General features: G+C 59.4%; 26 protein-coding genes. 8 read left to right on the top strand and 18 right to left on the bottom strand.

The features are described from left to right. Positions 1-42: 42 nt before the first annotated feature. A complete protein-coding gene (locus ACOYNB_RS12180; protein WP_422839319.1) occupies positions 43-888 on the bottom strand; it encodes an urease accessory protein UreD in 846 nt (281 codons plus the stop codon). An 87-nt stretch (positions 889-975) separates the two neighbouring features. Between ACOYNB_RS12180 and ACOYNB_RS12175 the strand changes: the two genes are divergently transcribed. Together ACOYNB_RS12175 and ACOYNB_RS12170 are read left to right on the top strand one after the other, a co-directional pair. Continuing rightward, the gene (locus tag ACOYNB_RS12175; RefSeq protein ID WP_422839318.1) at positions 976-1,521 is read left to right on the top strand and encodes a DUF1415 domain-containing protein; all 546 of its coding nucleotides are present in this window, start codon (positions 976-978) and stop codon (positions 1,519-1,521) included. A gap of 3 nt (positions 1,522-1,524) precedes the next feature. After that, complete coding sequence (locus ACOYNB_RS12170) at positions 1,525-2,454, top strand: prenyltransferase (protein WP_422839317.1); 930 nt, start codon at positions 1,525-1,527, stop codon at positions 2,452-2,454. On the opposite strand, the gene ACOYNB_RS12165 is transcribed toward ACOYNB_RS12170, so the two are convergent. From ACOYNB_RS12165 to ACOYNB_RS12150, 4 genes are all read right to left on the bottom strand, one after another. Continuing rightward, a complete protein-coding gene (locus ACOYNB_RS12165; RefSeq protein WP_422839316.1) occupies positions 2,451-3,122 on the bottom strand; it encodes a YceH family protein in 672 nt (223 codons plus the stop codon). The genes ACOYNB_RS12170 and ACOYNB_RS12165 overlap by 4 nt on opposite strands. A gap of 64 nt (positions 3,123-3,186) precedes the next feature. After that, complete coding sequence (locus tag ACOYNB_RS12160) at positions 3,187-3,960, bottom strand: ABC transporter permease (protein WP_422839333.1); 774 nt, start codon at positions 3,958-3,960, stop codon at positions 3,187-3,189. Next, positions 3,960-4,787, bottom strand: coding sequence for an ABC transporter ATP-binding protein (locus tag ACOYNB_RS12155; RefSeq protein ID WP_422839315.1), 828 nt, complete (start codon positions 4,785-4,787; stop codon positions 3,960-3,962). Before ACOYNB_RS12155 ends, ACOYNB_RS12160 begins: the two co-directional genes overlap by 1 nt. Positions 4,788-4,815: 28 nt before the next feature. Continuing rightward, on the bottom strand, positions 4,816-5,871 hold the full coding sequence (locus ACOYNB_RS12150) for an ABC transporter substrate-binding protein (RefSeq protein WP_422839314.1): 1,056 nt from the start codon (positions 5,869-5,871) through the stop codon (positions 4,816-4,818). Between the two features lie 110 nt (positions 5,872-5,981). Between ACOYNB_RS12150 and asd the strand changes: the two genes are divergently transcribed. The 3 genes from asd (at position 5,982) to ACOYNB_RS12135 (ending at position 9,166) form a co-directional block, all read left to right on the top strand. Then, positions 5,982-6,827: an archaetidylserine decarboxylase gene (gene asd / locus ACOYNB_RS12145; RefSeq protein WP_422839313.1), complete on the top strand. Its 846-nt coding sequence runs from the start codon at positions 5,982-5,984 to the stop codon at positions 6,825-6,827. Positions 6,828-6,911: 84 nt separating this feature from the next. After that, a complete protein-coding gene (locus ACOYNB_RS12140; protein WP_422839332.1) occupies positions 6,912-7,913 on the top strand; it encodes a zinc-dependent alcohol dehydrogenase family protein in 1,002 nt (333 codons plus the stop codon). 5 nt (positions 7,914-7,918) lie between these two features. Next, positions 7,919-9,166 carry an MFS transporter gene (locus ACOYNB_RS12135; protein WP_422839312.1) on the top strand — a complete coding sequence of 416 codons (1,248 nt, stop codon included), beginning with the start codon at positions 7,919-7,921 and terminating at the stop codon, positions 9,164-9,166. Positions 9,167-9,327: 161 nt separating this feature from the next. Here ACOYNB_RS12135 and ACOYNB_RS12130 read toward each other — a convergent pair whose 3' ends face one another. Then, entirely contained in the window at positions 9,328-9,738 is a 411-nt protein-coding gene (locus ACOYNB_RS12130) for a winged helix-turn-helix transcriptional regulator (protein ID WP_422839311.1), read from the bottom strand. A gap of 91 nt (positions 9,739-9,829) precedes the next feature. Here ACOYNB_RS12130 and ACOYNB_RS12125 point away from each other — a divergent pair, with 91 nt between their 5' ends. After that, positions 9,830-10,681, top strand: a complete 852-nt coding sequence (locus tag ACOYNB_RS12125) for an SDR family oxidoreductase (RefSeq protein WP_422839310.1) — start codon at positions 9,830-9,832, stop codon at positions 10,679-10,681. On the opposite strand, the gene ACOYNB_RS12120 is transcribed toward ACOYNB_RS12125, so the two are convergent. Further along, positions 10,682-11,425, bottom strand: a complete 744-nt coding sequence (locus ACOYNB_RS12120) for an SDR family oxidoreductase (protein ID WP_422839309.1) — start codon at positions 11,423-11,425, stop codon at positions 10,682-10,684. A gap of 104 nt (positions 11,426-11,529) precedes the next feature. Between ACOYNB_RS12120 and ACOYNB_RS12115 the strand changes: the two genes are divergently transcribed. Next, on the top strand, positions 11,530-12,420 hold the full coding sequence (locus tag ACOYNB_RS12115; RefSeq protein WP_422839308.1) for a LysR family transcriptional regulator: 891 nt from the start codon (positions 11,530-11,532) through the stop codon (positions 12,418-12,420). Positions 12,421-12,440: 20 nt separating this feature from the next. Here the strand turns inward: ACOYNB_RS12115 and ACOYNB_RS12110 are convergent, their stop codons facing one another. Together ACOYNB_RS12110 and ACOYNB_RS12105 are read right to left on the bottom strand one after the other, a co-directional pair. Continuing rightward, positions 12,441-13,580 carry a GGDEF domain-containing protein gene (locus tag ACOYNB_RS12110; RefSeq protein WP_422839307.1) on the bottom strand — a complete coding sequence of 380 codons (1,140 nt, stop codon included), beginning with the start codon at positions 13,578-13,580 and terminating at the stop codon, positions 12,441-12,443. After that, complete coding sequence (locus tag ACOYNB_RS12105) at positions 13,573-14,718, bottom strand: FIST signal transduction protein (protein ID WP_422839306.1); 1,146 nt, start codon at positions 14,716-14,718, stop codon at positions 13,573-13,575. The genes ACOYNB_RS12110 and ACOYNB_RS12105 overlap by 8 nt, the downstream gene beginning before the upstream one ends. Positions 14,719-15,002: 284 nt before the next feature. Here ACOYNB_RS12105 and ACOYNB_RS12100 point away from each other — a divergent pair, with 284 nt between their 5' ends. Further along, positions 15,003-15,656: a c-type cytochrome gene (locus ACOYNB_RS12100; RefSeq protein WP_422839305.1), complete on the top strand. Its 654-nt coding sequence runs from the start codon at positions 15,003-15,005 to the stop codon at positions 15,654-15,656. Positions 15,657-15,676: 20 nt separating this feature from the next. Here ACOYNB_RS12100 and ACOYNB_RS12095 read toward each other — a convergent pair whose 3' ends face one another. From ACOYNB_RS12095 to ACOYNB_RS12055, 9 genes are all read right to left on the bottom strand, one after another. Continuing rightward, positions 15,677-16,402, bottom strand: a complete 726-nt coding sequence (locus ACOYNB_RS12095) for an alpha/beta family hydrolase (protein WP_422839304.1) — start codon at positions 16,400-16,402, stop codon at positions 15,677-15,679. After that, complete coding sequence (locus tag ACOYNB_RS12090) at positions 16,392-16,634, bottom strand: hypothetical protein (RefSeq protein WP_422839303.1); 243 nt, start codon at positions 16,632-16,634, stop codon at positions 16,392-16,394. Before ACOYNB_RS12090 ends, ACOYNB_RS12095 begins: the two co-directional genes overlap by 11 nt. Positions 16,635-16,685: 51 nt before the next feature. After that, the gene (locus tag ACOYNB_RS12085) at positions 16,686-18,455 is read right to left on the bottom strand and encodes a sensor histidine kinase (RefSeq protein ID WP_422839302.1); all 1,770 of its coding nucleotides are present in this window, start codon (positions 18,453-18,455) and stop codon (positions 16,686-16,688) included. Between the two features lie 94 nt (positions 18,456-18,549). Continuing rightward, positions 18,550-19,197 carry a response regulator gene (locus ACOYNB_RS12080; protein WP_422839301.1) on the bottom strand — a complete coding sequence of 216 codons (648 nt, stop codon included), beginning with the start codon at positions 19,195-19,197 and terminating at the stop codon, positions 18,550-18,552. 40 nt (positions 19,198-19,237) lie between these two features. Next, entirely contained in the window at positions 19,238-20,554 is a 1,317-nt protein-coding gene (locus ACOYNB_RS12075) for a hypothetical protein (RefSeq protein WP_422839300.1), read from the bottom strand. 119 nt (positions 20,555-20,673) lie between these two features. After that, positions 20,674-21,012 (bottom strand): hypothetical protein, encoded by a 339-nt coding sequence (locus tag ACOYNB_RS12070; RefSeq protein WP_422839299.1) that lies wholly within the window; start codon positions 21,010-21,012, stop codon positions 20,674-20,676. Between the two features lie 288 nt (positions 21,013-21,300). Next, on the bottom strand, positions 21,301-21,696 hold the full coding sequence (locus ACOYNB_RS12065; RefSeq protein WP_422839298.1) for a VOC family protein: 396 nt from the start codon (positions 21,694-21,696) through the stop codon (positions 21,301-21,303). A 117-nt stretch (positions 21,697-21,813) separates the two neighbouring features. Then, positions 21,814-22,149, bottom strand: coding sequence for a TfoX/Sxy family protein (locus ACOYNB_RS12060; RefSeq protein ID WP_422839297.1), 336 nt, complete (start codon positions 22,147-22,149; stop codon positions 21,814-21,816). A 116-nt stretch (positions 22,150-22,265) separates the two neighbouring features. Then, positions 22,266-22,418, bottom strand: a complete 153-nt coding sequence (locus ACOYNB_RS12055) for a hypothetical protein (protein ID WP_422839296.1) — start codon at positions 22,416-22,418, stop codon at positions 22,266-22,268. Positions 22,419-22,574: the final 156 nt, after the last annotated feature.

The raw sequence follows: 22,574 nt of genomic DNA, 5'->3' as shown, positions 1-22,574 counted from the left end.
ATGCGTGGGGATGCCGGCGGTCTTCTTCCGAGGCACGAGGCGTCACATGCGCCAGATGCGGGGCGGGCAGGGGGGCAATTGCCAAGCCTCTTGCCGCCAGGCGCCCCAGATCTGGGTCAGCAAGTGCATCAGTGGCTCAACTTTGGTTGACAGCACCCGCACCACCACCACCTGTTCGTGCGGACTGCTGCTGCCTGATGTGGCCGCGAGCGTGTGCGTGGTGTGAAGGCTGCGAGCCGACTCCAGCAAGGACTCGCGCCGGGTGCGGCTCATGGCCGTACCGCTGGCCAGCCACAAGGTGCCCATGACACGGTGCCCGGCCCAACCCAGGGGGCTGTCCAGCAGCAGCTTGTCGGTGCTATGCACGGTGCCACGTTCCAGCCAAATGGCAGGCAGTTCGATTTCTTGCGTGAATCGGCCGTTGGGGTGGCTGTCAGCATCAAAAGCCTGATCCGCCGCGGGCAAGCCCAGTGCCACCACATCCCACCCCATCATCTCGGCCCCGGGGGCCAGTTCAAACCTCATTTTGTTGAGGGCGATGCTGTCTTGGTAGGCAATGGTTTCTAACGGCAGCCATTCCAGGCGAGCATCTTCGGCAAGCTGTGCCTTCAGATTTTGAATGGCCTCGGCGCCGGCACTGCGATAAAAGCGCGTAGCACCGGGGGTGGTGATGACGGCGTGACTGCCCGGGGCCAGCCGGGCCTCGATGTCCAGCACGTCGCCTCCGACAATGCCACCCGGTGGGTGAACCAGCACGTGGTGGCAAATGGCATCACCTTCGGGATAGAGGCGCTGCAATACCCGAAGCGGACCGTGATGGCGGTCGTGGGCAATGGTGCGAGCGCCATCGCGTCGGTAATCCAGAGACAGGTGGCCGTGCCAGCTCATGTAACGCATTCGCCTGATGACAGGCGCCTAGACAGACAACAGTCCGATCAGTGTAAAGCGCAGCATGACTGGGGTGACAATGTGCGCATGAACTTCGACAAAGACACCATCGTTGCTGACACGCGTGACTGGCTGGTCAAGGCCGTGATCGGCTTGAACTTGTGCCCGTTTGCCAAGAGCGTGCACGTGAAAAATCAGGTCCGCTACAGCGTGTCGGATGCCACCACGCCTGGCGAGTTGCTGACCGATCTGGTGCATGAACTGACGCTTCTGCGCGACGCGGATCCGGAAGAGATCGATACGACCTTGCTGGTGCATCCGGCAGTCCTGCAGGACTTTTTCGACTTCAATGATTTTCTGGATATCGTGGATGCCGCCGTCGAAGAGCTCGATTTGGGTGGCCTGATTCAGGTGGCCAGCTTCCACCCGGACTACCAGTTCGCCGATGCCAAGTCTGACGACATCGAGAACTACAGCAATCGCTCGCCTTATCCGACACTGCATTTGATCCGTGAAGCCAGCCTGGACCGGGCAGTGGAGGCATTTCCGGATGCAGCAGACATTTATGAAACCAACAAGGCCACCTTGCGCAAGATGGGCTTGGAAGGTTGGAAGAAACTCTGGCAGGTGTGATCCATGGCGGGCTCATCCGATAAGCAACCTTGGTGGGGCCCTGCGCGGGTGCCATTTTTGTTCTTGACGCCGGCCTGCATGTCGCTGGCCGTGGCGTGGAGTTGGTGGCAGTTGCGACTGCAAGGCTTGCAGATGGACGGTGTCCAGGCGGCTTTGTGCGTGTTGGGAGCCTTGATGGCGCATGTGGGCGTCAATGCGCTCAATGAGTATGCGGATTTCAAGTCGGGCCTGGATCAGCGCACGCGCAAGACGCCCTTCAGTGGTGGCAGTGGCACATTGCCGGCGCGGCCTGATCTGGCACCCATCGCACTGAGCATGGGGATGGGTGGGCTGTCGCTGACGGCCCTGATTGGCCTGTACTTCTTGTGGCAAGAGCCGGGGCGCATGCTGTCGCTGGCGCCCGTGGGGGTGCTGGGCCTGATTCTGGTGGTGGCTTACACCCCTTGGGTGACCCGTCAGCCGTGGCTGTGCCTGATTGCCCCTGGTCTGGGGTTCGGTCCTTTGATGGCCTTGGGGACCGAGATTGTGCTGACGGGGCAGGCATCGTGGACCGGTTTGATGTTGTCGATCTTGCCCTTTGCGTTGACCAACAACCTGCTGCTGCTCAACCAGTACCCGGATGTGGAGCCCGATCGATCTGTCGGGCGTCGCACCTTGCCCATGCTGTGGGGGCGGGCGGGTTGCGTGCCTTTGCTGGCCGCGCAATACGGCGTGGCCTACGGTGTCTTGCTGATGGGATTGGCCTGGGGCTGGTGGCCCATGGGCACGGGCTTGGCGGTGCTGACCATGCCGATGGCGCTCACGGCTTGGCAAAAAGCCAAGGCGCATGCCGACGACATGGCCGAGTTGCTACCCGCCTTGGGTTTGAACGTTGGGGTGGTCTTGGCTACGCCAGCGCTGGCTGCGCTGGGCATGGTGTTGTCTCACGGTTAAGTGTTTGAGGTGTCGGCAGCAGGCATGCCCAACTCGGCAGCCAAACGTTGAACCAGTGCTCGCAAGTCAGCCAGCTCGGCCGCCATGCGAGTTTGTTCAGCTCGCAACTGTGCGACCTCGTCAGCCAAGCCTGCGGCATCAGCCGCCACCATGGGGGCGGGTGTGTCGATCGAGACCTCGCCACACAGCAGGTGAGCCCAGCGCGATTCGCGGGCGCCGGGCGCTCGGGGCAGCTTGACCACACGTGGGGGCTCTTTGCTCGCTAGCTCATCCAGAAACGCTTCGACCGATGATGTGTCTGCAAAACGGTGCAGGCGCTCGCTGTGCAGGCGCAACTCGGCGGCGGTCTGCGGACCGCGCAGCATCAGGATGGTCAGCAGTGCGACCGATTGACTGGGCACGCCCAAGCCACGTGCCGCGTTGTGGTCAAAGCGAACAACGCGGCTGCCACTGACTTCTGAGACCAGGCTGAGTTCGCGCAGTCCATTCACGGCTTCGAGCACCTGTGCTTCCGTCAGGTTCATGACGGGATCGCGAGCCGTTTTCTGATTACAGCCCAGGGTCAGTGCGTTGAGGGACAGCGGATAGCTGTCTGGAACGGTGTGCTGCTTTTCAACCAGCACGGCAAGAACGCGTGCTTCTTCAGCGGTCAGGGGGCGCAGGCTCATGGATCGCATTCGCGTGGTTCAGTCAGGGAGCTGACCTTACCACGCGAGGCGTTTTGAACGCGGTTCAGTGATTCTGGCTGCCGCGGTGGGCCCAAGCCGTGGTGCGGTTCTCCACAATCGAGAAGACTTCGTACATGAGCATGGCCATGGCGCCCACCACCACCAGACCGCCAAAGGCCAGGCCCATTTGCATGGACGAGCCTGCCGAGATCAGCAGGTAGCCAATGCCTTCGTTGGATGCGGTCATCTCGGACACGGTGGTGCCGACAAAGGCCAAGGTGATGGCGACCTTCAGGGAAGCGTAGAAGTAGGGCAGTGAGCGAGGCAGGCCCACTTTCACCAGTACGTCCCAGCGTCGGGCACCCAGCACGCGCAGCACGTCTTCCAACTCAGGCTCCAGCGTGGCGAGGCCTGTGGCGATGTTCACCATGATGGGAAAGAAGCTGATCATGAACGCGGTGAGGATGGCGGGGCCCACGCCAATGCCCACCCACACCACCAGAATCGGGATGAAGGCGGCTTTGGGCAAGGCGTTGAAAGCGGTCATCAGCGGGTAGATGGCGGCATAGGCCAGGCGGGAGCTGCCGATCAGGAAGCCCAGCAGGACCCCCACCACGATCGCGATCCCAAAGCCCACCAAGGTGACCCACAGGGTTCGCCAAGCGTGCTTGAGGATTTCATCGTGAAACTCGTAAATTTGACTGGCAATGCGGGCAGGGCTGGGAAAGATGAACTCGGAGACGTTCAAGGCCGAGCAGATGATTTGCCAGAAGATGACGATGGCAAACAGCAGCACCCAGGGCGCCCAGCGGGCCAGATGCTTGGGTGGAATCTTCATCATTGCGCGATCTCCGAGGTGGTGCTGATGGATGCGGGTTTGCGCATGGCCCCGATGTGGGCGCGCAGTTCATGGACCACAGCCGTGAACTCAGGGGTGTAGGTCACTTCCAGGTCGCGTGGTCGGGGTAGTTCAATTTCGCGCTTGGCCAGAATGCGTCCTGGGCTCTTGCTCATGACGTACACGGTGTCCGCCAGGAAGACGGCTTCACGCAAATCGTGGGTCACCAGGATGACGTTGAACTTCTGTTGGGCCTGTAGGTCGCGCAGGGCACACCACAACTCTTCGCGGGTGAAAGCGTCGAGGGCCCCGAACGGTTCATCCAGCAAGAGCATTTGCGGTTCGTGGATCAGCGCTCGACAGATGGACGCACGCTGCTGCATGCCCCCGGACAGCTGCCAAGGGAACTTGTCTTCGTAACCCGCCAGCCCCACGCTTTGCAGCAAGGCGCGGGCCTTGGCCTCGTACTCCTTACGCTTGGCCTTGAAGGTGGAGCGATACGGTTCCACGATCTCGAGCGGCAACAAGACGTTGTCCAGTGTGGTCCGCCATGGCAGCAGGGAAGGGGCCTGGAAGGCCATCCCTGTGATCTTGAGTGGGCCGGTCACGGGCTCACCGCCGATGGTGATGCGTCCTCGGGAAGGCATCTTCAAACCGGTGGTGAGCTTCATGAAGGTGGACTTGCCGCAACCCGATGGGCCGACGATGGCCACGAACTCGCCTTGGCGAATCTGGAGGTTGAGGTCCTCCACGGCGAACTGGCCTTTTTCCCACAACTCATCGTTGTAGGCCAGCCAGACATTTTGAAAATCGACAAAAGCGTCCATGACCAATCCTTGTTCGGCTGAGGGCGGCTTACTTCTTGGCGGGCAGGATGTTCAGCTCTGCGGCAGAGGGCAGATAGGCTGGAGTCCACACAGCATCGGGGTTGACACGTGTTTTGGTGTTGAAGGCATCGCCCACTTGCGACGCCATCAGTGCCAGGCGAGGTAGCTTGACCTGACCAAATCCTTCGGCACGGGCATCGGGGCTAGCCACCACTTGGTCAATGGCCATTTTCAGGCGACGCTTTTCCAGCTCGACGTTGATGATGCCGTCGCGAGCCTTCACGTGTTCAATCGAGGCGTCGGGGTTGGCGAGCACCTCTTTGGCGCCCTTGGTAAAGGCCTTCAGGAAGGCTTTGACGGCTTCGGGGTTCTCTTTGAGAATCTTGGGCGAAGCGATGATGGCATTGCCGTACAGCTTCACGCCGTACTGTGCGTAGGGGAACATCACCAGTTCATCAGCCTTGGCACCACGGGCTTCGAGGTTCAACAGCGAGGTGAACGAGAACCCGGTGATGGCATCGACATCGCCACGCACCAGCATGGTTTCGCGCAGGGGCGGGTCCATGCTGATCCAGGTCACAGGGCCCACCTTGTTAGCCTTGGCAAAGATCGTCCAAGCCTTGCGTCCGGCGTCAAAGACCGGGGCACCCAGCTTCTTGCCGGCCAGATCAGCAGGGGATTTGATGCCCGACTTTTTCAGCGCAAAAACGGCTGCCGGCGTGTTGTTGTAGACCATCATGATGGCCACGGGCTTGTTGGGTGCGTCTGGGTTGTTGGCGTGGAACTCCATCAGCGCAGCCATGTCGGCCAGGCCCAGGTCATAGGTTCCGGAAGCCACGCGTGTCACGGTACCGCCAGAGCCGTTGCCCGCATCGACCGACACATCCAGCCCTGCTTGCTTGAAGTAACCCTTGGCGACGGGCTGGAGAAACAGGGCCGATGGACCTTCAAAGCGCCAGTCGAGCTGGAACTTGATGGGGGTTTCGGCATGCACCGTTGTGGGGGCCGCGATGCCCCATGTCAGTGCGGCGCATGCTGCCAAGGTGCTCAGAACGGAACGACGGGTGTGCAGGACGGTGGCCATGGATCAAGACTCCGGTGAGTGTCAAAACTGTATACAGTCTTGATTGCGAAAACCGTGCCAACCTGTGCGCCTAGAATGCGCGTCTCGATTGATTGTTTGTGGATGAAGCCGTGTCTGATCGTCTGTTTGTCTGGATGCAATACCTGCTGCCCAAGGTGGCTCTGACTACCCTGGCGGGGAAAGCCGCTTCCGCCCGCGGTGGTGCGCTGACCGAGCGCTTCATTCGTTGGTTTGTGGCGCGCTATGGCGTGAACATGAGCGAAGCCGCGAACCCGGATGTCACCAGTTACGCGACCTTCAACGAGTTTTTCACCCGCCCGCTGAAGGCGGGGGCTCGTCCCTTGGCCAAGGCTGATCTGATCTGCCCGGTGGATGGCGCAATCAGCCAATATGGTCCGATTGCCAAGGATCAGATCTTCCAGGCGAAGGGGCACAACTATTCGACCACCGCACTGGTGGGCGGAGATGCCCAGTTGGCCGCACAGTTTGACGATGGCCACTTTGCCACCATCTACCTGAGCCCCAAGGACTATCACCGCATTCACATGCCTTGTGATGGTCGCTTGACCCGCATGATCTATGTGCCGGGTGAGCTGTTCTCGGTGAACCCCGCGACGGCCCGTGGCGTGCCTGGTCTGTTCGCTCGCAATGAGCGCGTGGTCTGTGTGTTTGAAACGGCAAACGGGCCTTTCGTTTTGACCCTGGTTGGGGCCACCATCGTGGGCAGCATGGCCACGGTGTGGCATGGCGTGGTGAACCCGCCTCGCAGCAAGCAAGTGCACGAGTGGTGTTATGACGACCAGAAGATCGAGTTGAAGAAGGGCCAGGAAATGGGTCGCTTCCTGCTGGGCTCGACCGTGGTGATGCTGTTTCCCAAGGGCGACCTGCAGTTCAACGAGAGCTGGGCCCCTGCTGCACCGGTTCGCATGGGTGAAGCCATGGCGAAGCGAGGCTGATACACGTCAAAGGCCGTTGCCGGGGGATGACCGCAGCGGTGCTATCGTTTCAAGCAACGACCTTGGAGCGAGACGATGGATCACATGTACGCCATGGAAATGGAGGCCCCCGGGCGTCCATTGCAACAAGTGTGGCGGCAACAGTTGCCTCAGCCGACAGCGGGACAAGTTCGCTTGCGGGTGAAGGCGTGTGGTGTTTGCCGGACGGATCTGCACATCGTCGATGGTGACCTGCCGTTTCCTGGTCAGCAGGTGGTTCCTGGGCACGAAGTGGTCGGGGTCATTGATGCGATGGGGAACGACGTCTCGGGCCTCATGGTTGGGCAACGCGTGGGGGTGCCGTGGCTGGGATGGACGTGTGGCACCTGTGAGTTGTGTCGGTCCGGCCATGAAAACCTGTGTGAGCAGGCTCGCTTCACGGGCTATCAGATTCATGGCGGCTATGCCTCGCATGTGGTGGCCGATGCACGCTATGTGTTTCCCATCCCCGATCAGTACAACGACCTCGAAGCGGCGCCCTTGTTGTGTGCCGGTCTGATCGGCTTTCGGGCCTTGCGGATGGCCGCCGATGCGCTGAAGGGCCCCAAGCCTCGTTTGGGCTTGTACGGGTTTGGTGCTGCCGCGCATCTGGTCATTCAGATGGCTCGGTTTGAGGGCTGCGAGGTGTATGCCTTCACGCGAGAGGGCGATGAGTCCGCGCAAGCCCTGGCGCGCCAACTGGGGGCGGTTTGGGCAGGGCCCTCGGAGGCCAAGCCCCCGGTCGCACTCGATGCTGCCTTGTTGTTTGCCCCGGTGGGGAGTTTGGTGCCGCTGGCCTTGCAGGCGATCCGGCCAGCTGGCGTGGTGGTGTGCGCTGGCATCCACATGAGTGACATTCCATCCTTTCCGTATGCGTGGTTGTGGAAGGAGCGGCGCATCGTGTCGGTCGCCAATTTGACGCGCGCAGATGGCGACGGCTTCATGGCGCTGGCGAGTGCCTGCAAGCTGGATGTGACCGCACATCCCTATGCCATGACCGAGGCCAACCAGGCTTTGGATGACTTGAGGGCAGGGCGTTTCAGCGGTGCCGCTGTGCTGGTGCCTTGAAACGCATGCCGAGGCTGGAACGTAGCCATTTCCGCCAGTCTATGGGGCTGCTGCTGACGCGTCGATTCGGCACGTTCTGGTTCGCCAGTTTGCTGGCCAATATTGGGACGTGGGCGCAGCAGATGGCACAGCCGTGGCTGATGTTGAGCCTGGGTGCATCGCCCTTTCTGCTCGGACTGGATTCCTTCGCTTCAGGGGCTCCCGTGTTGCTGCTGACGCTGGTCGGCGGTGCCTTGGCGGATCAGACGGACCGGCGTCGGACCATCGCGATCTTTCAGTCGATTCAGATGGTGTGCCCGGTGGTGCTGGTCGTGTTGATCCTCACGGGCCAGGTGTCGCCCTGGATGGTCATTGCCATGTCGCTGGTGGTGGGGGTGACCGATGCCTTGTCCATGCCATCGTTTCAGTCGATAGTGCCCAGCATCGTTCGCCCGGATCAGATTCCCACTGGCATTGCGCTCAATTCGACGCAGTTCAACTTGTCACGCATCCTGGGGCCGGCAATTGCCGGTGTGCTGATGGCCAGCGTGGGCATGGCGGGGGCTTTTGCGGTCAGTGCCTTGTCTTACGTGCCATTCATTCTGGTCGCGTTGTGGGTGCTGCCCGCACTCCCGGCTGCCAAAGGCTTGAGCGTTGCGCTGGACCATCGACAACTGCTGGCGAGTGTGGGTGCGGTGGCCCGCGAACCCAGTTTGCGCGGCGGCTTGCTGACCGTGCTGACCACGGCCTTGCTGTGCGCGCCGTTGATCACGTTTTGCCCGGTCCTCGTCAAAGAGGTGTTTCAAGGCAGTGCGGCCGATTTCAGTCTGGCCCTGGGGGCCTTTGGCTTGGGCGGTTTGCTGGGTGCGTCAGCCTTGTTGGCCGTGGACCCCCAGCGCGATCGTCGCCGCTTCAGCGCGTGGTTTGCCCTGCTTTATGCCGTCATCGTCTTGCTGGCAGCGCTCAATCCCTGGTCTCTCGGGCTGGTGGCGTTGCTGCTGTGCGCGGGTGTGGCCATGACGGTGTCCAATGCCTCGGCCAATGCGGTCTTGCAGTCATGTGCGCCATCTCACCTGCGCGGGCAGGCAGCCAGCATGTTCATGCTGGCCATGCGCGGCGGCATGTCGCTTGGGAGCCTGGTCACGGGCTTGACCGTGCACGCGTGGGGCGTGCGGGAAGCGTTGGTGATCAACGGTACGCTGGCCTTGCTGATCCACGTGATCGTCGGGCGTGTGTGGGTGCAGGCCCCCTTGGTTGCCGCGTCGGGGGATTAAAGCAGCGTGTGCAACCCCTGGTAGGTCACGTACATGCCCAGGAGGATGATCAAAACGCCGGAGATATAGGGGGCCGAGCAAGATGGCGCTAGGGAAGAACAGCCACGCGGTACCGTGCTGCAGCAGTGCATTGAAATCAAGCACGGTCTGATCCGTTGAAATTACATCAGGGTGTGTGCAGCCAGCGCCTCTTCTGCTCTTTGGGTGCGCGCATCCATGATGAGGTCGAGATTGCTCTCAATCCAGTCAGCCAGGCCCTCGACCCGCTTGCCGACTCCTTCGCCCAAAGCGGTCAGACTGTACTCGACGTGGGGCGGAACAACCGGATAAGCCTGCCGCAATACGAAGCCATCGGCTTCCAGCCTTTGCAGTGTCTGCGCCAGCATCTTTTCGCTCACACCACCAATCTTGCGGCGCAGGTCGCTGAAACGGTGCGTGCCGTCCAGCAGTGCAACCAAAACCAGTACGCCCCACTGGCTCGTCACATGCTTGAGGATGTCTCTGGACGGGCATTGCTCCGCAAAAACGTTGCCACGTTGCAAAGCTTCGCGCAGAGATTGAGGGAGATTCATATACTTACCTTTCGGTGTGTACTTACAAAAAGTAAGTTAAGACTCTATTCTGACAGCACTTTCTTCTGTTGACTACTTAGGAGTGCTGATCATGATCGTTGTGACAGGTGCATCGGGCCAACTGGGCCGTTTGGTGATCGAGTCTTTGTTGAATCGTCTTCCCGCAGACCAAATTGTTGCGGCAGTCCGAAACCCCGCCAGCGTGGCCGACTTGGCTGACCGAGGGGTTCAGGTTCGTCAGGCTGATTACACCCAGCCGGCATCGTTGGATGCCGCCTTTCAGGGCGCGCAAAAGGTACTGCTGATTTCTTCAAGTGAAGTGGGGCAACGCTTGCCTCAGCACCGCAATGTGATTGAAGCGGCCCAGCGAGCCAACGTGGGCTTGGTGGCCTACACCAGCTTGTTGCATGCCGATGTCAGTCCGCTTGCGCTGAAAGACGAGCACTTGGCCACCGAAGCCCTGTTGACGGAATCGGGGCTTCCTCACGTCATCTTGCGCAATGGCTGGTACACCGAAAACTACCTGGCCAGTGTTCAACCCGCGCTGCAACACGGTGCCTTCATTGGCAGTGCGGGCGCAGGCAAGATCGCCTCTGCGGCCAGAGCCGATTACGCAGAGGCCGCTGCCGTCGTGCTGAGCAGCCCGAACCAGGCCGGCAAGGTTTACGAGCTGGCGGGGGACGATGCCTATACCTTGGCTGAGTTTGCGGCTGAACTCAGCCGCCAGTCTGGCAAGACCATTCCCTATGTGGACCTGCCTCAGGCTGACTTCAAGGCAGCGTTGGTTGGCGCGGGATTGCCCGAGCCGTTGGCTGACCTGCTCGCCGACTCGGATGTCGGTGCATCGAAGGGGGGCTTGTTTGACGGTCAGCGCCAGTTGAGTGCCCTGATTGGTCGGCCAACCACCCCGCTCGCCGCGATGGTGGCCGGCGTCTTGCCCTGATTAGAACTCTTGTGCTGTTGGGCGCAGCACGATCTCATTGATGTCCACTTCCGCGGGTTGCTCGATCGCATAGGCGATGGCACGTGCGACGGCGCTCGCGGGAATGGCGATCTTGTAGAAGTCTTTGACGGCGTTGGCACTGGCTTCGTGCGAACTGCCCAACTTCAACTCGCTGTCCACTGCGCCCGGTTCGATGGTCGTGGTTCGGATGTTGGCACCCACCTCATGCCGAAGCCCTTCGGAGATGGCGCGGACGGCAAACTTGGTACCGCTGTAAACCGTGCCACCGGGGCTGAATACCTTGATGCCCGCAACGGACGCGATGTTGATGAAATGGCCACTGTTTTGCTTCTGGAATTCAGGCAAAGCGGCAGCAATCCCGTAGAGCACACCCTTGACGTTGATGTCGATCATGCGATCCCACTCGTCCACCTTGAGTGCGGCCATCGGGGCAATGGACATCAAGCCGGCGTTGTTGACCAGCACATCGATGCGACCGAATGTCTGGATGGCTGCGGCAACCAGTGCTTGCATCTGCGCCAGATCAGTCACGTCCACCTGCTGGTAAATGGCCTGCCCGCCTTGAGCTTGGATCTCGGCGACGATCTGGCCGAGTCGATCTGCACGACGCGCTGCGAGCACCACCTTCGCCCCCAAGCTGGCGAGATGTCGTGCCGTGGCTTCTCCCAAACCGCTGGATGCGCCCGTGATGACGACCACTTTGTCTTGAATGTTGTTGCTCATGAACTGTCCTAGTTGAACGTTGCGATGGCGTGATGTTCGCGAGGCCAGGTTGTCTTGTAAATGGAATGAATTTGATTTCATAATTCCAAAAAACGGAAGAATGAATGTCAAATCGACTGGAGCAACTGAGGCTGGTGTGTGCCGCTGCGGAGACGCTGAACTTCAAGCAAGCAGCGCTGCGTCATGGCGTGGCACCTCAGGCCGTGACGCGAGCGGTCAAAGAGTTGGAGTCCACCCTGGGGGAGTTGCTGTTTCATCGCAGCACGCGTCAGGTGGTGCTGACCACCTTCGGTGAAGCCTTTTGCGTCAAGGCTCGCGCTCAGCTCGAAGGCGTGGATGCCTTGTTCGAGTCCGGCGCCCGACCGCACGAGCGTGGCATGCAGGGTTTGGTCCGTCTGACGGCGCCAGTCAGCACCGGCCGCTTGATGGTCTGGCCTGTTTTGCGTGATCTTGCCAAGCAGCATCCCGGGCTGCGTTTTGATTTGCGGCTTTCCGATCAACTGGACGATGTGGTGGATGCGCGCATTGATCTGGGCATTCGAATCGGTGCCATTCGCGATAACCGCTTCGTGGTTCGCCGACTGAGGCCCGTTCAGTTCCATGTCGTGGCCACGCCTGGTCTTTTGACCGGCAAGACGGCACCACAGACGGTGGAGGAACTCCACGATTGGCCGCTGACGGGACAGTACGACCTGTCAACCGGACGTCCCTGGCCTTGGTTTTTCGCCAATGGGCACTATTTTTCACCGACTCAGCACGTCTGCATCTCGACGGATACCGACGTCGAGCTGGACGCCGTGTGTGCTGGCATCGGCATTGGGCAGTTGCCTGACTTCTTGGTTCAGCGGCAATTGGCTTCAGGTGCGCTGGTCCGGTTGATGCCTGAGTTGGAGCCGCCGCCTTGGGATCTGTATCTGTATCGTCCGCAACAAGGCCCGGTACCCAAGAGGGTGCGGGTCGTGTTTGATGCGCTGGTGCAATCACTCGCGCTGTGACTGGGTCAACGGGGCTTCACTCAAATCACGGCACTCCGGACCTGATTGCGACCACCATTTTTGGCGGCGTAGAGGGCCGCATCCGACGCATTGATGATGCTGCTGCTCTCATTGCCATGCGCAGGGTACGAGGCGACACCGAATGACGAGGTCACTTTGATGGGCATGTCGCCATAGATGCAGGGACTGGACGCAATCTCGCGGCGCAATTGCTCTGCACGCAAACGAGCTGCCTCAGGGGGCATGCCCGGCATGACCAGCAAGAATTCCTCCCCGCCGTAGCGACAGCATATGTCGCTTGCGCGGGCGTTGCGCTTGAGAACATCGGCCACATTGCGCAGCACCATGTCCCCGGCAGAGTGTCCGTAGCGGTCGTTTACCGCTTTGAAGTGATCGACATCGGCCATCACGATGCTGAGTGGGCGGTGATAGCGTTGGGCCACCAGCAACTCTCGCGACAGGACCTCGTCCAGATGGCGCCGGTTGTACAGGCCCGTGAGTGCATCCCGGACGGATTGTTCTCTCAATTGACTTTGCAGCGCGAGCACCTCGCGCTCGGCACGCACCCGCTCGGTCACGTCCAGGGTCAGGCTGATCAAGGCCACACCGCCGTCGATCTCCATGGAGCTGCCGTGCAACTCCACATCAATGACGTCACCATCCTTGCGTCGCGCTCGAAAGCAGTGATGCACCTGTTTGAGTTCGCCACTCAGACGTTGGCTCAGCAGGGCCGATGCTTTGGCCCGGTCTTCGTCCACCACCACAGACATGAATCCGCGTGCGTTCAGCTCCTCGGCTGTGTAGCCGTACATCTCCTGGAGCCTTGGATTGATGTAGGTGACGTGACCGTGCTCAACGATCGCAATCCCGACCATCGACTGGTTGGCCAGCCCCCGAAAACGCGCCTCCGAATGCTGAAGTTCGCGTGTGATGCGTTCGTTGTTGCGCAGGGCACTTTCAAGATCTTCGGTACGTCGACGCACCAAGTCTTCCAGCATCAGGGTGGTCTGGAATTGCCCAAAGTCAGACCCCTCTGTGTTGGTGCTTCGCTCGGCGCGGTTCATCAGCGCCTCGACGACCTTGTTCAGGCGAGTGACTTCATCGCGGAGTGCGGCATTTTCAGCCTTCAGATTGGAAGAGGGCGGCAAAGCGTCAGCCACGGCCATCTCCAATCGCCACGCCCGTCAGCGTCTGGGTCACGTGCACACCGCAGTACTGCTCGCCGTACGTGTTGAGGCCCACAGTGTGATAACTGCTGAAGACCTCAGAGATGTCAGCATTCAGCCCCAGTCGCTGGTTTTCCAGTTTGCGCAGGATGCAGTCAAACCCGATCGTCAGCGTGGGGCGACCGATCTTGCGTGCAATCTCTTCGAACGAGTGCTGCATGTTGCTCAGGATGTCCTCGCTCTGTGCCACGCGCATGACGATGCCTTCTTCGATCGCGCAGAAGAAGGTCAGACTGCCGTCTGCGTTCACCTTTTGAATGGACCTTGTGTACGACGTTCCGTCGATCAGCACCAGCAAGGGCACCGCAGCAAAGTGCTCGGTGCTTAATGCCTCCACGGGGACACCGATCAGGCGGGCGTACTCTTGTGCTGCGGGCAGGCCGTTGATTTCGGTGACCAAGCGCTTCGACGTATCCGCTGCCGTGACCACCAGCCGCTCACTGGTGGGCAAAAAATGCTGAATCTTGAAGATTTCGAAGGGGTGAGGGGTGCTCACCAAGACCATGGCTGCGCGGTCCGATTGAAACGTGCCGTTCCAGTAGACCAGCGTCTTCGAGAAATCCATCCCGTCACCTGCAGACCCACCGATCAGGCGAATCCGGCCCAGTGCGTTTTGCAGTGAGCGGGTGATTTTTTCCTCGGCCATCGACAAACCGTCAATCAGCATCAAGGCAAAGGTGTTCTGAGGCTCGGCGGTGGGCGCTCGCTGGCTCAATTGCCGCAACTGCTCGGTCACAAAAGCCTTGCCGTCTGTGACTTCAAAGTCATGCAGTGCATCGATGCAGCAGACCGTCGCGGCAAACCCTGCTTTGCTGAAACTTGCCCCGGAAATACTGTGGTCCCGACATCCCTGAGGACCAATTTCCCCGGCAGTGGAACATCCCAACACGGGTATTCCGGAAAACCGTGTCGATAACTCGGCGGCCACCACATCCAGATCGTACGTGTCCGAGCAAAAGAACAGCACGAGCGCCAGGTCAGGCTGATCCACAGCCAGACAAAACTCCAGAACGGCGTCCCGAGTGTGTGGCTGAGTCGAGTGACCGATGCGGATGAGGTGACCTGAACTCATGAGGTCATGCTTCCAGTACGGTTTGTCGCCAAGTGAAACTTTTAGACACTCTATATTTGATTTATCGGACGCGTCTAGGCGTTCACCCTGAGCGTCAAGGGGCCGCCGCGCATTAGTACACGTCGAATGCTTGGGGATGCCCCTTAGACAGTGTCACAACAGACTTTGAGATGGCGCAGTGAACTATTGCACTCGGGCTGCAATATCTGGCTTCTGAGCAACATCGGTCAATATGTCGTGCGCAGACTCGCTTAACATACGTCAGCTTTTTAGGAGTGCACGACATGAAAAGACTGCGGGTATGGTTCGGGTTGACAGGACTGTTGCTGGCTTCTTCCATGGCCTGGGCGGCAGATAAGCCCGGTGCACCTCCCGTAGATCTGGCCCAGCGTCTGGCTGAAGTGCAGGCCGATCCCGCCCGTTTGGCAACGTTCATCCGTACGGGTGAGAAGGTTGCGGCCGTTTGTGCCAACTGCCACGGTGACGGTGGTTACAGCGTCAAGCCCGATGTGCCCAACCTGGCAGGTCAAAACAGTTCATATTTGATGGAGCAGGTTCGCCTGTTTGCTGAAGGCAAGCGCAAGTACGAGTTCATGGAGGGCATGATCAAGGCCATGAATTCGGACGAGAAAGTGGGCATGGTCCTCTTCTACTCGTCGCGCGAAGTACCTCGCAAGCCTGTGACCGATGCGCGGTTGGCCAAGCGCGGTCAAGAAATCTTCTCATCCAACTGCTTCCGTTGCCACGGTAACGATGGGCGAGGCAACGCGCAGTTCGCTCGCATTGCCGGGCAGCAGCCGGATTACTTGCGCAAGAACCTGAAGCGCTATCGTGACAAGGATCCAGTTCGTCCTAATCCTCTGATGCGTGCCACCACCCAGATGCTGTCGGATGATGACATCAACGCATTGGCGGTTTACGTGAGCTCGATGCCCTGATGAGTTCAGGGCCGACCGGGCTATGCATCACTCAGCGACAAAAAGTCTGTGATGAGCCCGGTTAGCGAGGCTTGTTCAACCGCAGAGAGTGCCGCGTAGTCGTGGTCGGATTCCACGGCGTGCACCTTGATGCTCGATGAGGTGGCATACCGGTGGAGTTGTTCCGGAGCGCCATACTCGTCCATCCTCCCCTGACAGATCAACACCGGCTTGCGGATGTCGCGCAAGTGTGAGGTTCTGTGCGGTTCTTCAGGGTGATCGGGGTGTTTGAACGGGTATCCAAAACACACGATCTTTTGAATGGCCGTCTCGTTGGCAATTTGAGTCGCCAGGATGCCGCCAGCCGAATGTGTCACCACATGAATGGTGGGGTTGCGCAGGGTGTTGATGAATCGACGCAAGCCTTCTGCAGTCGGTTCTGCTTGATAGCGCCTCAAGACATAGGCATGGCGCTTCGGGTATTTGATTTTCAGTGCCAGTCGGATCAACCGCAGTGCTAAGCGTCCTGCCTTGGGGTGCGCGTGGCTCCAGTCGCTCAGCCACTGATGCCGGATGCGAGCCAAGGTCATTTCGCGCTGACGACCATGAAAGCGCGCCTTGGTGTCGAGCCAGCAGATGCTGGCACCAAGATCATGCAAGCGATGCTGAATCGAAATGATCGGCTCTGATGCTTTGTCTTGATTGTTGCGTCCCACCACGACGATCAATGTCCTGGCGTGGCGAGACCCCAGATACTCAGCGTGCATCGCCAGTGGCTGCGGTGTGTGTATGACGGCGCCAGAGGTGCTTGAGCACCAAGGCCAGAATCATCACGCCCCAAGCGCCCAGTGTCATCCAGACAAAAGCCGCCATGGAGCTTTGCTCGCAGAGCGTGCCCAGCAGGGGGGCGGATGGCTCGCAACCAAAGGCCAGAACCGCAAATGCAAAGCCGGGCCCAAGGTGCAGGATGGCCAGGGCATAAATCAGTACGCGAAGCATGGGCACAAGGTGGCAACAAGTGGAACTGCTGCCAGTCTAGACCTTATGGCATCAACTGGCGCCTTGCGTGGGCGGAACATGCTCAAGGGGCCACGTCCAGCGAATTTGGGTGCCCAGGCCCTTGTCGCTCGTCAGGGAAAAATGCAGACCAATGTGGGTTGCGCGTTCACGCAAATGCTGCATGCCCCGCCCATTTCGAACCGACGCCGGGTCAAAGCCGCACCCATCATCTTGGATGCAAATGGTGCAAAGGCCATCGCGACAGTCGGCTCGGACCGTGATGGTGCTTGCTCGGGCATGCTTCAAGATGTTGGCGAAGGCTTCTCTCAGCATTTGTTGTAACTCCCAGAGCGCGGACGAGGGCCACTCAGGCACGGGTAGCAACTCCACTTGCCAGATCAACTCCAGGCCTGCCCGCTTCAATCGCTGTTCATGATGAAAGCGGAACTGTGCCAGCACGGTGGAGAGATCGGTTTCCGAGGTGCTCAAGTTGTCGATGGTCGAGCGCAGGTGCGCAATGGCCGAGGCAATGTCTGCCTCCAACTCTTGCGCGATGGCCTGGTCACTTCGCACGACGGCGAGCATGCCGGCCAGTTGGGCTCCTAGCCCATCGTGCATGTCGCGCACGATCCGCTGACGCTCGGCCATCACCGCCGTCTGTTGTGCGCGAGCACGCTCTCGCTCATGTTGTACTTGAAGCTCGGCACGCTGGCGCTCCACTTCTTGTTCCAGTGATCGGCGGTATTGCTCGTCGTTGCGCATGGCCAGTTGAAACTGGCGCATCATCAGTAGCGTGATCGCAACGAGCATGAACAGCACCAGCAGAGGCGAGTAGTAATACCGCTGGTAAGCGTCGCGGGCCCCAGACAGCCAGACATTCCAGTGATCCCACACGGCCAGAACAAACATCGGCAGTGTGGCCAGACTCATGGCCACGTTGGTTTCTTTCGGTCGACGAATGGCTTCGTAAATGATGCTCAGCATGGCCAGGGCGGCGCTGAGCATCGTTGCTTCCAACCCCAGCGCTTTCAGCCAGATGGCGTGCCCGGTTGCCGCAGTGATGGAGGTCACCAACATGAATGCGAGGGCCAGCCATTGGAGGCGTTCAAGCCATGGCTTTTGAACAGACACCAGCCACAAACACTGCATCACAACCAATGACATCCAGGCAGCATATGTGGCATCAATCAAAAAGAACCACAGGCTGTAGGGCATGGGCAGGTCTGTCATGCCCCACAGCGCAGCACGAATGGCCCACAGTCCGTTGGAGAGCCCAAAAAACAGCGCAATGCGCTGGCGCGTCATGGTGGCAAATGCAAAGCCAGCGACTGCCAACAAGCCGCAGACGGACACAATGCCCACGGTCGGATAGGTTCTTGCACGTCGAGCCGATTGCTGAACCGGCTCCACCACGTCACGCGGGCCAATGTCCATGTGGGCCAGGCCTGAGTAACGTCTGCAATCGCCCGCCACTTGAATCAGGACGGTGTTCAGCCCTGGCTTCAGCGCGTGCCAGGCAAATGGTGCGAACAGCGGTAGATTGGAAAAGTCAGCATTGGGCTCATTGAGTGCACCGAAACGAGCCGCAGGCTCTTGGTTAATCCATACGGTCAATCGGTTGCCTGCACGCCTGAGGTAAAGGCCCAAGCCATTTTTGGGCACAGTGTCCAGGTGAAATTGAAATCTATACGTGGAAATGGGGGCGTCGCACCATTTTTTGCGGCGCCAGGCGTGGTCCAGCTCAACGGGGTGCCACTGGGTGGACTCGGCGTCCGCAGGCGTGACCAGGCGAGGTGCGATGTCCACGTCCCAGATGGTCACTGTGGTCCGTTCCGCGCCATGAATGATGGGAGCTGCCTGTACCCATCCGGTCAGCAAGAGCCCAAGCAGCAACCATGCGAGCCTCATCAAACGTTCAAAGCCAACCACGTTTGCTAGCCTCTTGAACAGCTTGGAATCGGGAGGAAACGTAGAGCTTGCTGTAGATGCTCTTGATGTGAAAACGCACCGTGTTCACCGACACATCCAGCTTATTGGCTACTTCTGCATAGGAGTAGCCCAGCGACAGCAGGCTCAATGTTTCAAACTCTTTGGCGGTGAGGTCTGCTGGGGGCGATGGATCAGGTTCGGGAGGGGTGGGGCGGGCTTGCCGTACGGCGGTCAGAAGTCGCCGTGCGATGCGGGGGGACACGGGGGATCCACCGGCGAACAGGTCGCGCAAATGCGCAGCCAGGTCGGCATCGCCCTGGCCCTTGATGAGATAGCCGCTGGCACCCGCCTCAATGCAATCAAAGACTTTGTCATCTTCACCAAAGACGGAGATGACCAAGGTCTGGCAAGGTAGCTCGCGCTGCATCACATAGCGGATGAGATCCAGCCCATTGCCGTCCGGCAAGCCCAGATCCACCAGCAAAACATCAGGGGGAGCTTCAGCTAATGCAGAGTAGGCCTGCTGAAGTGACTCTACGGCAAAAGCTAATTGCCATTGCGGTTCTGCCGCAATGAGATTCACTACACGATTGCGTGTCAGTGCATCATCCTCGACCAAACCAATACTGCTCACCTGCGCCCCCTGTTTTGAAGAAGTCTATCGTGCGTTCCGCTTAGTTGACTGCGCCGCCACCTGTGTTGCCAGTGGAAGGCCAGACCACTTTGCCAGGGTTATGTGGCATGCAGTAGGTCAGGTGCGTGTCACCATAGTCATCGTGCAAGGCCCAGATGCTGGACGACAGGGGCAAAAGCGTTTTGGGGTTGGTGTTGCCTGAACTGTCGGTCAGCACCACGCCACCCTTGATGTTGGTTGTGTTGCTGAAGCCATCGGTGATTTTGTTGATGACATAAGTGCCGCTTTCGACCGATCCTGTGCTGTTCCACGTGTAGGTGTACGTGTTGTCTGACTTCAATTGCAGCGTCATTTGTCTGGAGGCAGATCGGCTGGACGATGTGATGCACTCCATGGTGGTGGTCACGTCAGCCTGTTTCAGCGTCGCTTCTTTGACGGCGTGAATCGCGCCCAGGTAGCGTGCCCCCAAGGGGTTTCTGAAGTCATAGTCCATGGCGATGACGGCGCCCCGGTCGCCCATCTGAACGTTGATGTTGTTGCGGTAGAAGATGTCGCCGCGGTTCTGACGGTCGTACGTTGCCAGGTAGATGCGGCCGGTTTGGCTGTCTTGACCGAACGTGAGCGGAAGCGGTGTGACGGGACCCGATGTGGTGCCGACGCCGGCATCATCCACGCACAACTGGTCATCCGCGCTGATGCGAGACTTGGGGCACAGAAGGCCGGTCAGGTAGGCACCGTCCCACTTCAGGCGCATGTGGCCTGGCTCGTCGCCATAGCTGGTCACACCATTGGTGGCCGTGTAGCTGGTGGTGCGAAGGTAAACGTAATCGCCGGCCAGTTTGGCAGGGTTGGAGACCTGATAGGCGGACCCCAGCACACGGCTGCTGATGCTGCTCACACCACCAGCTTGGGCTGCCTGCGTCACCCAGCCGGTCACGGTTTGGGTGCGCTTGTCTACCGCGATCTGGATGTTGGAACCCCAGTTGCCGTTGACGTTGCCGTAGTAGTAAGTGAAGTCGCCGTCGTCCAGGATCTGGAGGTTGGACCCCACGTATGCTTGGACTGCATCGTAGCTGGAGCCCAGCGTATAGACCTTGAAAGTCTTGCCCGTGGTGTTCAGGACAATGCGCCAGCTGTCGCCGACGGTCGCTACCAGGTCAAAGGCCTTGTCGGCGCCACTGACGTCTGTTTGCTCGCTGGTGGTGGGTGTCATCAACGTGGCGCCAGTATCGGTGACCGTTTGCTGTGACAGTGATCTGGGTGTGACAGTCTGATCAGACGAGTCACCACCGCCACCACATGCCGACAGCGTGACCAAGACCGTGGACACGGCCGCGTAAGAGAGGGCTTTTTTCATGCTCAACACATCCAGTAATTGATCTTTTCATCACGTCACGTGATGTCACTGGATTGTTCGAAGCCCTCACTCTTTGTGCTTCACATCTTGATGTGGGGGGATGTAGCCCATATGGGGGGCTAGGCCGGCACCTCGGCCATCAACGCATGAAAGACGACAGCCAACGCTGCAGCCCACGCGTAGAGCGTCAGCATGCCCATTGCGACGGCGAACACCATGCGTGTGCGCCCCGGGCGTTGAAGATAAAAGCGGCGTGCAAACGCATAACTCAATGGCAGTGCAGGGGCCCACAACATCTGAACCTGCATGGCAATCGGGAGCAGGTTGTCTCCGTGAATGTGGCCAAGCTGAGTGCCAAACAGCCAGTCTCCCACGAGGAAGAGGTAGTAGCCCGGCAAAACAAACAACACCAGCGATGAAACAGCCAACCCCATCGCGAGCACGATGAGTGCTGTCATGATGTTGCGATGCGTCGGCATGGTGAGTGGACTTTGATTGTGTCGATTTCGACCTGCACCAAGCGGGTGAGGGGGCCTTCATCAACCGGCGGTGAAATCACCGTGGCAGTGTTGTTGCTGAATGAGGTGGGTTCAAAAGCCATCCTCGTCGCCACGGACGTCCGCGAGCGCATATTCCTTGCCGTTGAACAAGAACGAATCGTCGAATTGAGCTGTCATCTTTGGGCAGGGCTGGTCAGTGTGTCAGCGGATCGTGCCCGTGTGCCTGTGCGTGTGACCCAACCGGACTCAGGTTTTGACGCGGTGCAGGGCACATAGCTTATTGCCGTCGGGGTCTCGGACGTAGGCCAGATACATGGCGCCCAGGCTGCCTTCGCGAAGGCCGGGCGGCTCTTCGATGGATGTGCCGCCATTGGCGACCGCTACGTCGTGAAACGCCTGGACTTGCTCAGGGGAGGTGCACTTGAAGCCGATGGTTCCCCCATTTGCGAACGTGGCGGGCTCGTCGTTGATGGGTTCGACAACGCTGAATGTGTTGCCCTCGTGTCGATAGAACAGCCTCGTGTGGCCCGTTGCATTCTGGTTGCGCAACGCCTCTGGGGCGCCAAGGACCGAGAGAACGGCATCGTAGAAGCGCTTTGAGCGCTCAATGTCGTTGGAGCCGACCATGATGTGACTGAACATCGAAACTCCCATCAAAGCTGAGTGCGGATCACCGCAGCATATCAAGCAACGCGGCGCACTTGCGTTGCCATCGCAAGCAATATGGGGTAGGTCACGCCGGCGCCCCTATGCATGGCTTCATTTGGCCCTTGCCTTGGGCTTCTTCGCTTTTGGCACAGGAAGCGCTCGTGCGGTAGCGGTAAACAACATCTTCAGCAGGTCGCGATCATCTAGAGCTTCGTCGATCCGGAACTGTGGCTTTGCGCCGGGATATGGAGAAGCCATTGTGACTTGACGGAGGATCTGCTCTCCCTCGGGCGTTGGCTTGACGAACACCTGGTTGTCGCAGATGAGTGCGACAACTTTGCCGTCGATGTAGAGGGCGTACTCGCCGAACATTTTCCTGAACGACAGGGCGCTTCCGAGTCCTACTTGCTCGCAGACATGTTCGACAAAGTTGAGATCACTTGCCATTTGAATTGCTGGTTCCGAGCTGTGCGCTTTGCCTGTCGATGTGCCTCACGCTCTGGTGGTGCACGCGTTGAACGCCCTGTCAGACTGGGGGCAGTCAGCTCGCGAGCATCGTCAAATCAACTTGGGATTGCCTCACCTTGTTCCGGTGAGATGGGGGCGGCATCGCCCTGAGGAGCTGGTGTGGCTTTTCGAAGGGCCTTCTCGACCTTTTTTTGCTTCTTTTGCTGCTCCCGTTGACGCTTTTCGAACTGGTAATTTGGCTTGGCCATGTAGCGTACCTTTGGGTTGTTAGTGGCTCACCTTACCACCCTTAGGCGGACCCCGCGCCACGCGGGGACCAAGGGGCTGTCAATGAGGGCTGTGTGAGGGAGCCTAACGAATGAAAGGGACTTCCCCGTCCCGAACTAGCCAAGGGTGAGCTTGGC

The sequence above is a fragment of the Aquabacterium sp. genome, assembly GCF_049317225.1.
GTDB lineage: Bacteria > Pseudomonadota > Gammaproteobacteria > Burkholderiales > Burkholderiaceae_C > Aquabacterium.
The sequence above is the reverse complement of the archived record's forward strand: the minus strand, read 5'-3'. Positions and strand labels throughout refer to the sequence as shown.